The 12,617-nt window shown below is 60.3% G+C and carries 9 protein-coding genes; 4 read left to right on the top strand and 5 right to left on the bottom strand.

Going from position 1 to position 12,617, the window contains the following annotated elements; all coding sequences use genetic code 11:
- The first annotated feature begins 3 nt into the window (after positions 1-3).
- The 3 genes from RCJ00_RS08740 to RCJ00_RS08730 all read left to right on the top strand — a co-directional run bounded on the left by RCJ00_RS08740 (position 4) and on the right by RCJ00_RS08730 (position 5,088).
- On the top strand, positions 4-1,827 hold the full coding sequence (locus tag RCJ00_RS08740; RefSeq protein WP_316221419.1) for a sulfotransferase: 1,824 nt from the start codon (positions 4-6) through the stop codon (positions 1,825-1,827).
- Between the two features lie 282 nt (positions 1,828-2,109).
- Positions 2,110-4,221: a phosphocholine-specific phospholipase C gene (locus RCJ00_RS08735; RefSeq protein ID WP_316221418.1), complete on the top strand. Its 2,112-nt coding sequence runs from the start codon at positions 2,110-2,112 to the stop codon at positions 4,219-4,221.
- Between the two features lie 114 nt (positions 4,222-4,335).
- The gene (locus RCJ00_RS08730) at positions 4,336-5,088 is read left to right on the top strand and encodes a DeoR/GlpR family DNA-binding transcription regulator (protein WP_316221417.1); all 753 of its coding nucleotides are present in this window, start codon (positions 4,336-4,338) and stop codon (positions 5,086-5,088) included.
- A 17-nt stretch (positions 5,089-5,105) separates the two neighbouring features.
- Here RCJ00_RS08730 and RCJ00_RS08725 read toward each other — a convergent pair whose 3' ends face one another.
- From RCJ00_RS08725 to RCJ00_RS08705, 5 genes are all read right to left on the bottom strand, one after another.
- Positions 5,106-5,411 (bottom strand): ArsR/SmtB family transcription factor, encoded by a 306-nt coding sequence (locus RCJ00_RS08725; protein WP_316221416.1) that lies wholly within the window; start codon positions 5,409-5,411, stop codon positions 5,106-5,108.
- A complete protein-coding gene (locus RCJ00_RS08720) occupies positions 5,408-8,671 on the bottom strand; it encodes an efflux RND transporter permease subunit (protein WP_316221893.1) in 3,264 nt (1,087 codons plus the stop codon). Before RCJ00_RS08720 ends, RCJ00_RS08725 begins: the two co-directional genes overlap by 4 nt.
- Before the next feature lie 14 nt (positions 8,672-8,685).
- Positions 8,686-9,711 carry an efflux RND transporter periplasmic adaptor subunit gene (locus RCJ00_RS08715; protein ID WP_316221415.1) on the bottom strand — a complete coding sequence of 342 codons (1,026 nt, stop codon included), beginning with the start codon at positions 9,709-9,711 and terminating at the stop codon, positions 8,686-8,688.
- A gap of 54 nt (positions 9,712-9,765) precedes the next feature.
- Positions 9,766-10,092 carry a rhodanese-like domain-containing protein gene (locus RCJ00_RS08710; RefSeq protein ID WP_316221414.1) on the bottom strand — a complete coding sequence of 109 codons (327 nt, stop codon included), beginning with the start codon at positions 10,090-10,092 and terminating at the stop codon, positions 9,766-9,768.
- A gap of 157 nt (positions 10,093-10,249) precedes the next feature.
- The gene (locus tag RCJ00_RS08705; protein WP_316221413.1) at positions 10,250-11,050 is read right to left on the bottom strand and encodes a Crp/Fnr family transcriptional regulator; all 801 of its coding nucleotides are present in this window, start codon (positions 11,048-11,050) and stop codon (positions 10,250-10,252) included.
- Positions 11,051-11,452: 402 nt separating this feature from the next.
- Here RCJ00_RS08705 and RCJ00_RS08700 point away from each other — a divergent pair, with 402 nt between their 5' ends.
- The gene (locus RCJ00_RS08700) at positions 11,453-12,544 is read left to right on the top strand and encodes an Acg family FMN-binding oxidoreductase (protein ID WP_316221412.1); all 1,092 of its coding nucleotides are present in this window, start codon (positions 11,453-11,455) and stop codon (positions 12,542-12,544) included.
- Positions 12,545-12,617 lie beyond the last annotated feature (73 nt).

Here is a 12,617-nt window from a genome sequence, read left to right as displayed (position 1 = left end):
CCCATGCGGCTGTCGCGTCCCTTCTTTCAACTCCCCGTACTTTTCGACGTGGACCGTTTGCAGGCTGAGGTCGCCGCCTTGCCGGCTGAGGCATGGGTGGCACACCCTGACCAGGTACCAGGCAACAGCGCCGCGCGGCTGATTAGCGCCGGTGGTGAAGAAACGGATGCGCACCAGGGACAGATGTTGCCGACGCGCTGGCTTTCGGCCATGCCCTATTTGCGCCAGAGTCTCGCGGGCTTCGGCGTCGTCTGGAGCCGCTCACGGCTGATGCGTCTGGCGCCGGGCACTGGCGTTCCGGAGCATGCCGATATCAATTACCATTGGCATAGCCGGGTGCGGCTGCACATCCCGATATTCACGCGACCGGAGGTGCGCTTTCACTGCGACGGGCAATCCGTGCATATGGCCGCCGGTGAAGCCTGGATCTTCGACAACTGGCGTCGCCACCATGTGGAAAACCGGTCCGATGTCGAGCGTATCCATCTGGTCGCGGATACGTCGGGCACGGCATCGTTCTGGCAGTTCGCCTGCGGGGAGGCGCCGCCACGCGCGCAATGGCCTAGGGTAGGGTGGGACCCGCAGGCCCGTTCACAGCTGCTCACCGAAGGCGACCAGCGTGCGCCTGTGATGCCCCCAGCCGAAGTACAACTGCTTGTCGATGATCTGCGCGCAGAATTGGTGGTCGCGGAGGCAGCTGGTGGTGCCCGAAGCGCCGACGGTCAGCGCCGTGCGGGGCGATTCAATACGCTGCTGGAAAGCTTTGTGCAGGACTGGCGCCAATTGTGCGCGCTGCATGGCACGGGCGGGGCCGCGCGTGCGGACTTCCAGCGCCTGGCCGGCGCCGTGCGCGAGGCGGCCGAACCCCTCGCCGATGGGCTGGTCATGCGCACCAACAACGCGAGCGCCTGGCTCGTCCTCGAGAAACGGGTTTTGCAGCATCTGGTCGCGGACGCTGCCGCGTCTCAGCCGCGCGCAAGCCTGTCGGGCGGGGCCGACCGCGCGCTGGAAAGGCCGATCTTCATCATCGCGGCGCCGCGATCCGGGAGCACACTGCTTTATGAGACATTGGCCTGCACGCCAGGCTTCAACACCTTCGGTGGGGAAGCGCATTGGCTGATCGAGGACCACCCCGCCTTGCGCCCTGGCGCACCCGGCGTGGATTCCAACCGGCTCACCGCCGCAGATGCCACGGTCGAAATTTGCGCCGCGATCCGGCAGTCCGCCGTGTCCAGGCTCCAGGGGCTGCTGGGGCATCCGCCGGCCGAGGGCGCGCCACTGCTGGAGAAGACACCCAAGAATTCCCTGCGCATACCTTTGATCAAGCAGGTGTTCCCGGACGCCCGGTTCATCTTCCTGTGGCGTGATCCGCGCGAGAACCTGAGCAGCATTATCGAGGCCTGGCGCGCCGGCGGATGGATCACCTATCGCGCCTTGCCCGGTTGGGAAGGTCCGTGGTCGCTGTTGCTGCCGCCGGGCTGGCAGTTCCTGCAACATGCGCCTTTGGAAGCCGTCGCGGCGTGGCAATGGCGGTGCGCCAATGACACTGCGCTCGATGATCTGCGGCAACTACCGCCCGAAGACTGGACCAGCGTCAATTATCACGATTTCCTGGCCGATCCTGCCGAGGCGGTGCGCCGCCTGTGCCGGTTTTCCGGCGTAGCCTTTGATGCGGCGCTTCAGGCGCGTACTGCGGGCCAGTTGCCGGCGTCGCGTCACACCCATACCCCGCCGTCGCCTGACAAATGGCGGCGCAATGCGGACGCCATTTTGCGTGTCTTGCCGGGCCTCGACGCCACATGGCATAGGCTGCGTGCTCTCGGCTGACCTTAGGTTTAAGGTCAGTTGGCGGGAAAATCCACAAAATCCAACTTAGAACTAATAAAAAGGCACAAAACGCCACATATGCTGCCCAAATCTACACAAATTTGTCACAGGCAGAGGGTAACCGTCCGTTGAGCGGCTTGGGCGTCTTCGGCACTTACTGTGTCGATCATAAGGCCTCTCAATTCATATTTGCAAGCGCCGCTATCTGATCTTGTCCGGTCAATCTGACCGCTCGACAAGACGCAGGGCGCTAACCCTAAGCGACCGAATGAGGAGCCCGTTATGCCAGGACGTGACCGCCGAGAGTTCATAAAGGCTCTGCTCAGTGGTGGCGCAGCCGCCGCGTTGTATCCCTCATTGGCCCGCGCGTTTGAAATTCCCGCTCATACGTCTACCGGTACTATCCAAGATGTTGAACATGTCGTTATCCTGACCCAGGAAAACCGCGCTTTCGACCACTATTTCGGCGCGCTGAACGGCGTGCGCGGCTTTGGCGATCGGTTCGTCATTCCCGCGCCAGACGTGGGGCATCAGGTCGGCCGCACCGTCTTCGTCCAGCCCAATGAGGACGATACCGAACCTCATCTGATCGCGCCGTTCCGGCTGAACACGCGGCAGAATTTTGCCGTTGGTCGTCACGACGGCACGCCGCACGGCTTTACCGACGGTCAGGCTGCCTGGGACAACGGCCGGATGGGCCAGTGGACGCGCAGCAAGCATAACCATTCCATGGGGCACTTTACGCGCGAGGACATTCCGTTCCAGTACGCTCTGGCCGAGGCCTTCACCCTGTGCGATGCCTATCACAGCGCCATGCACCTGTGCACCAATCCCAACCGACTCTACATCTGGACCGGGACGCACGATCCCTTAGGCCAGCATCACGGGCCGGCGATTGACAATGCCTACGACAGCCTGGACGCCGACGGTTACGGTCATGGCGGCTATACTTGGACCACCTATCCCGAACGCCTTCTGGCCGCTGGCGTCAGCTTCCAGATTTATCAGTTGATGGAAGACAATTTCACCGACAACCCCGTTGTGGGCTTCAAGGTCTTCCGCGATGCTATGGCAAGCCGCCCACGATCGCCCGCCCAAACGGCGCTGGTCGAGCGCACGCTGACCACGCGCGGCCTTGACCGGTTGAAGTCGGATGTCATGGCCGGACACCTGCCGCAGGTGTCGTGGATCGTTGCGCCGGCGGCCTATTCCGAACATCCCGATCCCTCGTCGCCGTTCCAGGGCGCGGAATATACCGCACAGGTCCTGGATGCACTGACTGCCAATCCGGCCGTCTGGGCCAAAACCGCGCTGATCGTCAATTTCGACGAAAATGATGGTCTGTTTGACCATGTGCCGCCACCGGCGCCGCCGGCGCGCGATCCGAAGGCCCCGGAGCGCTATTTTGGCGGGTCGACCGTTCCGGTCGACGATGAATATCATGTCAAAAGCCAGAACGCCGAAGACGCCCAGTACCTTAACCGGCCGTACGGCCTGGGCCCGCGTGTGCCAATGTACGTCGTCTCGCCGTGGAGCCGGGGCGGTTATGTCTCGTCGGAAGTGTTCGACCATACCAGCATTCTGCGCTTCCTCGAGCTGCGGTTTGGCGTTGCCGAACCCAATATCAGCCAGTGGCGCCGCGCGGTCTGCGGCGATCTGACAAGCTGCTTCAATTTCCGGACGCCGAATGATACGGCCTTCCGCGACAGGCTGCCCGAAACACGCACCCTGTCCGATCGCGCAGGCGCCCTGCCGCGCACCCGTCCGTTCCCGCCGGAAACCCTAACAGCGCCGGTCCAGGAGGCCGGTCCGCGGCGCCGGCGTGCTACGCCTTACCGCCTCGACCTGACGGTCGCGCCCGGACGCCTGACGCTGCGCAATGACAGTCGCGAACGCGCTGCGGTTTTCCACGTTTACGACCTTGATCGGCTGACCGCTAACCCGCGACGTTACACGGTCGGTGCGGGCCGGTCGTTAGATGCCGATCTGCCTGATCTGAAATCAGGCGCCGACTTGTTTATTCTGGGGCCGGGCGGATTTCATCGCCGATTCACAGCGACCGCCCTCCGTTTTACGGCATCCGTCGTGCAAGACGCGGGCGGGGTTTATTTGCGCTTGACGAATCTGGTGTCGGCACCACTCACCGTTCAGATTCTCGACCTCAGCTACGGCCAGCCGAGCCGCTCCGCCGCGCTGGAAAGCGCCGCCGTCACGCTTCCGCTAGACCTGTCTCAAAGCCACAATTGGTACGATCTCGAAGTGCTGTGCGACGGTCAGGTTGTCCGATTGGCGGGCTATGTCGAGACGGGCGGGGAGGGGGTCAGCGATCCGGCCGCCTTTGGTCCGGCCCTGCTGAACCGCGAGACGAAGGGCATGATCCTGTCGCGAACCTGAACATATCCGCTGCCGGGCTGACGTGCCCGGACATATTGACTTCTCGACTGACTAAGTGAAGCATGGCCGCCGCACTCGGCTCGGGCGGTCTATCCAACAGGTTTTTTCAAACGCATGCTACAAGAAACGCGACAGGCTGAAATCCTTAACCTTTTGCAAGTGCACCGCAGCCGCCAGATATCTGAACTGGCAAAGCACTTCGACGTCTCGGAAGAGACGGTGCGCCGCGACGTCCGGCATCTCGAAGATGAGGGGCACGCTCACCGCGTGCGTGGAGGCGTAAAGCTAAGGGAGACGGCGTTTGAGGCACCGTACATGGTGCGCCGTAACGAGAACGCGCCCCAAAAGCGCGCCATTGCGCTCAAAGCGGCGACCCTGGTTGAAGACGGTATGACAATACTCATCGATTCCGGCTCAACCGCCTACTGGCTTAGCCGGTCATTGGCCAAACGGCGCAACCTCACCGTCATCACCAACGCGCTGGAAGTCGCGCGCGAAATCGCTGGCAAGAACAATTGCCGTGTGTTCTTTGGCGGTGGCGAAATCAATCACGACTATCAATCGTGTTTTGGCCAGGAAACCGAAGCCTTTATGAGCGGGTTTACCCCCGAGATCGCCTTCTTCTCGATTTCCGCTGTCGATTCCCAGCGCGGTTTGCTCGATGTCCATTATCCGGAAGCGACTCTCAAAGCCAAGCTTGCGCCGCTGGCCTCCAAGGTTGCGGTCCTGGCCGACTCGACGAAATTCGAGCGCCAGGGCATCGTCAAGACGCTCGACTTCGACCAGATCGACTGGTTCGTCACCGACGCCGAGCCTGGCCCCGACCTGCTGCGCGCCCTGGCCGATGTCGAGCTTCTGATCGGCTGACCTGTCGGCGCCTTTTTTCAGTTGCCGTAGATGCGGCAGAGCAAATCGATGACCTGACGGGCGGCGTCATCGGCCAGCCGGTAATAGATGGTCTGCGCGTCGCGTCGCGTGTCAACGAGGCCCTCGGCGCGCATCTTTTGAAGGTGCTGCGAAGCCGCACTCTGGCTCAGACCCACAAGATCAGTCAGTTCACCCGCGCTTTGTTCGCCTTCGCTCAGCTTGCACAGGATCATCAGGCGCTGTTCGCTGGCCATGAGTTTTAAAAGGCGCGTCGCCTTCTGGGCATTGGCCGCGAGCACTGTCGCGGATGCGTCTTTCATCATGAGACCTTGCCTTTGCTGTCGTGACCGCCACGCATGACGATATAGATGGCCGGAATAACAAGTACAGTCAAAAGCGTCGAGGACAGAAGCCCAAACAAAAGCGAAATCGCCAACCCTTGGAAGATGGGGTCGGTCAGGATAACACTGGCCCCGATCATGGCGGCCAACGCGGTTAGCAGGATAGGCTTGAACCGCGTGGCGCCGGCATCAAGCAGGATATCCTGGAGAGGTCTTCTGTTGCCGTCGGCATCATGCGTGTCGGCATGACGGATAAAATCGACCAGAAGGATCGAATTGCGCACGATAATCCCGGCAAGCGCAATAAACCCAATCATCGAAGTCGCGGTAAACGGCGCACGGAACAGGATATGGCCGATGACGATACCGATCAGGGTGAGCGGTACCGGTGTCAGGATGACCAGTGGCAGCTTGAAGCTTTTGAACTGGCCGACGACCAACACATAGATGCCGAGCAGAGCCACACCAAAGGCGGCGCCCATATCCCGGAACGTGACCCAGGTGATTTCCCATTCGCCATCCCAAAGGACGGTGGCCTTGCTCTCATCGGCGGGCTGACCGTTCAGACGGATGGCAGGCGTGGGGAGATTGCCCCAGTCGGCAGTCTTGATCGCGTTGTCGACGGCGAGGATGCCATAGATGGGGGCTTCATACTGGCCGGCCATTTCGCCCAGAACCATGTCCACGTCACGACCGTCGCGGCGATAGATATGTGTCGAAGCGGTCGCTGGGGTGGCTGTCGTAACCTCTCCCAATGACACCAGCCGTGTGCCGGTCGCTCCGGTTGAGGTCGCCACCGGCATGGCCTGGAGCCCCTGGTCGAAGGTGCGTTGCGTTTGTGGCAGGCGCAGAGAAATTTCCAGCGGATCGCGGCCGTCGCCGCGATCCGAGTAGCCGAGCACCTGGCCATTCATCAGGGCATTGACGGAAGCGTAGACCTGGCCATCGGATAGGTTTAAGGCTTCGAGACGTTGGCGATCGGCGACGATAGACAGTTTGGGCGCCGGCACACCATAGCTGTCATCGACATCGACGATATAGGGTATGGATTTGTAGATGGCCTTGACCTTGTCAGCGACGGTCCGACGTGTGGCGGCGTCTGGGCCATAGACTTCCGCGAGGAGCGTGGCCATGACGGGAGGTCCCGGCGGGGCTTCGACGACTTTCAGCACACCATTGGCGGGGAGGGGGATAGCCTTCAAGCGGTTGCGCAGGTCGATGGCGATGGCATGACTGGCGCGCGAGCGCTTGTCCTTTGGCGCCAGCAGCACGTTGAGATCACCCTGTTCGGGATTGGTTCGGAAATAGTAGTGCCGGACCAGGCCGTTGAAGTTGAAAGGCGTGGCGGTGCCGGCATAGGAGTCGATGGCCTCGACCTCCTCCATTTGGGTTGTGATCTGGGCTGCCTGATTGAGGATGCGTTGCGTCGCTTCGAGCGACGTGCCTTTGGGCAGGTCGGCGATCACCTGAAGCTCCGACTTGTTGTCGAAGGGCAAGAGTTTGACCGTCACCGTCTTGGTGGCGAACATGGCGCATGACACCAGGGTGGCGACGCCCACGCCCGCCAGGAAACGGCCGGCGCTTTTCTTGTCCTTAATGATGGTGACCGCCACCCGGCGATAGACGGCGCCGATGAAGCCTTCGTGGTCGTGGCCATGTCCGGACTCTTCTCTGGCCTCTTCGCCGCTCTTTAGGGTCTTGCGGGCAAAACGGATCATCAGCCAGGGCGCCAGGATAACAGCGACAAAGAAGGAAAAGATCATGGCCGCCGAGGCATTGACCGGGATCGGCGCCATATAAGGCCCCATCATACCCGAAACGAACAGCATGGGCAAAAGGGCGGCGACAACCGTCAAGGTGGCGATCACGGTCGGATTGCCAACCTCCGCCACGGCGTCCACGGTCGCGGCCAGGCGAGTCCTGCCATCATTCATTCCCCAGTGTCTCGAGATGTTCTCGATCATGACGATGGCATCGTCGACCAGTATGCCGATGGAGAAGATCAGGGCGAATAGGCTGACCCGGTTGATGGTGTAGCCCATCAGGTTCGAGGCAAACAGGGTAAGCAGGATCGTGGTTGGAATAACGACCGCCGTAACACCGGCCTCACGCCAGCCGATGGCAAAGCCGATCAGGATGACGATGGAGACGGTGGCTAACCCTAAGTGAAACAGAAGCTCATTGGCTTTTTCGTTAGCGCTTTCGCCGTAGTCGCGTGTGACCGACACCTGGACGTTGCCAGGAATCAATGACCCCTTCAGGCTTTCAACGCGCTGAAGGACGGCACCTGACAGAACCACCGCATTGGCGCCCTTGCGCTTGGCGATGGCGAGCGATGCGGCAGGGGTTTGCGCCCACGCGCCGTTGCCGAGTTGCGAATAGCGGAAAACACGCGACTGGTCTTCACGCGGCGCCTGAATGACATTGGCGACGTCGCGGACCAGCACAGCCTGGCCGGAGACGGATGGCACCGTGATCACGCCGATATCTGCGGCTGTTTGCAGGGACTGACCCGCCGTGACGGTAACGGCCTGAGACTGCTGGCGTATGGTTCCGGCCGGAAAGCGGGTATTTGCACCCTTGATGGCCGTCATAAGCGCGTCGAGCGTGACACCGCGCGCCGTCATGGCGGCGGCGTTGGGTTCGATGCGGATTTCTTCGGGGCGTCCGCCAACGACAAAGGTCAGGCCGACATTGTCCACCTTGGACAACTCGGTTCTCAGCTTCGTCGCCAGATTATAAAGGGCGGTATCGTTCAGCCGATCGCCGGATCCGGGTTTCGGGGACAAGGTGATGATCATCGCGGGTACGTCATTGATGCCGCGCGTCTGGACAAGCGGCGCCTGAATGCCGACGGGGAGTCGGTCCATGTTGGCGTCGAGTTTCTCATGAATGCGGATGGCCGCGTTATCGGGATCCGTGCCAACCTTGAACCGCGCGGTTACCAGCACGTGGTCGTCATCGATGAAGCTGTAAACATGATCGACGTCATCGACACTTTTGACGATGGTCTCGAGCGGCTTGGCGATCAGTTGTTCGGCGTCGACCGCTTTCAAGCCGGGGGCGTCGACGCTGATATCGATCATGGGGACGCTGATTTGGGGCTCTTCTTCGCGAGGGATGGACAGAACGGCCAGCAGGCCGACCAGGATAGCCACGATCAGGAACAGGGGCGTGAGCGGTGACCTCAGGGTCGCCTGGGTCAGGCGTCCCGATAGACCCAGCGACCTGAAGTCAGGCATGTTGTTTGAGGCGCTCACTTGGCAATTCCGTACGCTGCTACGCGGTCACCGGCGGCTAGCCCGCCAAGGACTTCGACTTCATCGGGGTCTGCGGTTGGCGCCGTCTGGACAGTTGTCTCAAGGACGCTTCCCGTTTTTTGCACGATCCGCACATAGTCCAGACCATATCGCGTCACGATAAAACGCTTGGGGACAATGACAGCCTTGCGCTGACCGACGCCCACATAGGCGACGACTGTCTGACCGATGGCCACGTCATCCAGACCGGCGGCCGTGACGTCAGCCACGATCTGACCTGCGGTGACGGACGGGTATATTTCAGTAATCGTGCCGGTCGCCCGTGTTCCATTCGAGTCGAGGGTTATAGACTGCCCAATGCTCAGGGTTCGACCCTGGCCTTCAGGTAACTCGATGCGTACGACACGGTTCCCGGCAGTGATCGTCGCGACCGACTGACCGGCCATGACAACTGACCCCACGGGCACGGTTGCATGGATGACCCGTCCTGAGCCGGGAGACAGGATGGCGCCTTGGCGCGCCCCTTCACCACTGGCTGCGGCCTGCGCCCGCGCGGCGCGGACATTCGCGTCGGCGGCCGCGGCGGCCGCCTTGTCCTGATCCAGCTTGGCCTGCGCGTAGATGCCCTTGTTGAACAAGGTCTGCGTCCGGCCCAAGGCCGCACGCGCAAGGCTGGCCTGTGCCTCCGCCGCGACAGCCGCCTGATCGTAGGCGCCGGTTTGAAGATTGAGTTTTTGATCCTGCACGAAACCGATAATCTGGCCCTGTGTCACGACATCGCCCTCACGGACTTTCAGGGCCGTCAGGATCCCGGAGACGCGCGCGGTCGCTTCACTCATCTGACGCGTGGTCAGGGTGGCGGCGAGCGGTTTCATATCAGTGATCACCTTGGGCGCCACTGTCAGCGTTTCGCCCTTGAAAGCCACCGCCTGTTCAGGCGTATCCGAGGAGCCGCAGGCGGAAAGCCCCGCGCCGGACAAGGCGAGGACAAGAACAAGAGGGGAGATTTTTGACCGGAGCATGCGGGTTTCCTGATGGTCTTTTCCTGATGGTCTGGGCGTTTTCACAGACGCTCGTTATCGGATCGTCGGCAGGCCGCTGGCCTTCCAGGCGCCGATCCCGCCCGCCAGGTGATGGTCTACCTTCAGGCCACGCTTGCGGCATATGCCGACCGCTTTGGCGGACCGAACGCCCCCTTGGCAATGCATCACCAGCATCTTGCCGTTAGCATCCGGAAGGGTTGCCGTTTCCAACTCGGAAAGCGGAACATTGACGGCATCCTTGATGCGTTCGGCCTTGTGTTCGTGGGCCTCACGCACATCAACGAGGACGATTTGCCCCTGTTCCATGCCCGATTTGACCTGTGCGGCCGAAAGGTTTTTGACGGAAAACGCGCTGAACATGGCCTCTGCCCCAAGCTATAAAGGATTTGGTTGTATATTCGAAAAAACGAATATAAGGAAATAAAGAATAAATGTCAATACCCGTGGTGAAGACGACCTTTTAGGACGGGCAGTCTGTTCTTGTCTTCAACCGGTCCACACGTCCGGCAGTTGCTAGCTACACACCGGCCACCTGCGGGACTCGTAAACCTGTCTGACGCTCGCCATTCATACCCGGCGTGCACAGGACGACAGTTGGCGGCCGATCCAGCAATGCACGCGTTCGGCACGTCTCCGTAATGGTGCAACGGTTGCACACCAAGCGTTCGGCCTTTTTCAGGTTGGTTATCGCCACGTGATTGCCCGTAACCACGATGCCGAAGGGTTTGAGTTTTTTGAGCGAGCGTGAAAAGGTTGCCAACTCCATATGAAGCCGGGAGGCAATCAGGGTTTTGGAATAGGGCAGGTCGAAGCTTCGCGGGTCGAAACCATAGGGTACGCATAGGCTCTGAAGGTAGCAGGCGATCAGCTGGGGCGCCGACAGGGTGGAGAAGTGTTCGGCGTCCTTGAGAGCGCCGCGCAGCCGATCCGCGAGACCGACCAAAAGACGTGGGGCCAGCCTGGCCAAGTCGTTCATATTATCTCGCATCCAGTGGATGGGCAATTCCAGGATGATAGCCTCTTCGACAATGCGGGTATTCGCCGTGTGCGCGGTATCGAGGGCGATGATTTCTTCGGCATTGACGCAATCACCAGCAATCAGGATATCGCTGGTTATCTCGTGACCATCGGGTGTGCCCCGGTAGACTTGAACCGTGCCCTTGCAGACAACGTAAAAATTCTGGATATCGGCGCCTTGCCGGAAAATATAGGCGCCCTTCGGATAGGCTCTGACGCGGCTGTTCTCGGACAAGAGCCGACTTTCAACTGGGCCTATATCTCCAAATAGGGGCAGGGTCGCCATCGGGTCGATGAACATATTGCCATTTCCTAACGTCAGGCCAGTCCTTTTGGACATAAGACAAGGCATGCGCTTAAGAACCGTAAGAGCTCAAATCGCATACGCCTAGGCTCGGAAAGTACTCAATTGGTTATGGTTGAACGAATTTATGGCGGCGTCCCACCTCGGCGCTTATTGCGATGTTTGCATGCCAACGTTCGAAATCATCATACGCCTCATTCATAAAATCTATCATCTTTTCAAAAATTTGACTGGGGTCAAAAGAATGGACGGATATCGCATTTAGTATTGGATCTGCGGACACGAAACCGAAATTAGCAGGAATTCAGGAATGACCCGAGATGGCTAGGCTGCGGCTTTGGCTCGACTATCGTCACCGGTCTCGCGATTGCTAAGTAGGCCAGCCTAGAAAGAGATAAGATGTCTACCCGTCGCGAACTGATGGCCTTGGGTGCGGCAACTGCGTTGTCGGCCTGCGGGGCCTCCCGAAGTCCTTCGGCCTATGATCGACTGGCGGAGACGATTCGTAAGCCATTAGGCCCTCAGCCCGATTTGCTCGAATTGGTTCGTTTTGCGGCTCTGGCCGGCAATGGTCACAATACCCAGGCCTGGCGCTTTGCCGTCGCCCCTTCACGGGTCAGCATCCTGCCTGATTTCAGCCGGCGGACGCCGGTTGTGGACCCGGACGACCATCACCTATTTGTCAGCCTGGGCTGCGCGGCCGAAAACCTTGTCCAGGCTGCCGAAAGCACAGGTCGCCCGGCGAAAGTCGCCTTTGTCGAGGAAGGGGAGGGACGGCTCGATATCGACCTTGGATCGTCGCGATCAAGTCCTGCCAATCTGTTTCAGGCCATCCCGCTGCGCCAATGTACGCGGTCGGAATATTCAGGCGCATCGGTTCCTTTGGCCGATATCAAACGCCTGGAAACCGCAGCGGCTGCCGATGGCGTTTCGGTATTCATCCTGACGGACCGCTCAAAGCTAGGTACGGTCAGGGATTTTGTCGTTCAAGGGAATAGCCGGCAGATGGAAGACGCGGCGTTTCGCGCTGAACTGAAGCGATGGATACGCTTTAACGACACGGACGCCATCACAAAACGGGATGGCTTGTTCACGGCCGCATCCGGCAATCCGCAGCTTCCCACCTGGGCGGGCGATGCTATCTTCCCGTTTGTCTTTACGGAAAAATCTGAAAACGACACATATGCCAGGCAGATGGCGTCCTCGTCGGGTGTGGCCGTATTTGTCGGGGACAAAGCCGACCACGCGCATTGGATCAAGGTCGGTCGCTCCGTCCAGAGGTTTGCTTTGCAAATCGCGGCGTTGGGTATGACATATGCCGTCATTAATCAGCCGGTGGAGGTTGCGTCTGTGCGCCGTGCCTTCGCCGGCTGGCTGGGTATCGACAAGGCGCGTCCGGATTTCGTGTTGCGATTTGGCTACGCCAAAACGAACCGAGGCTTGCCGAAGTCTCTGCGCCGTCCTGTCACCGACATCGTCATCCAAGGATGAGCTATGATATCGTCCGTCTGGACGGCGTTTGAGGCGGTGGTGACCAAAGCCATCATTTGCGCGTCCCTTCCCC

Origin of the sequence: Asticcacaulis aquihabitans, from assembly GCF_032490435.1 — a bacterium.
GTDB lineage: Bacteria > Pseudomonadota > Alphaproteobacteria > Caulobacterales > Caulobacteraceae > Asticcacaulis.
This window is presented reverse-complemented; position numbering and strand designations above follow the sequence as displayed.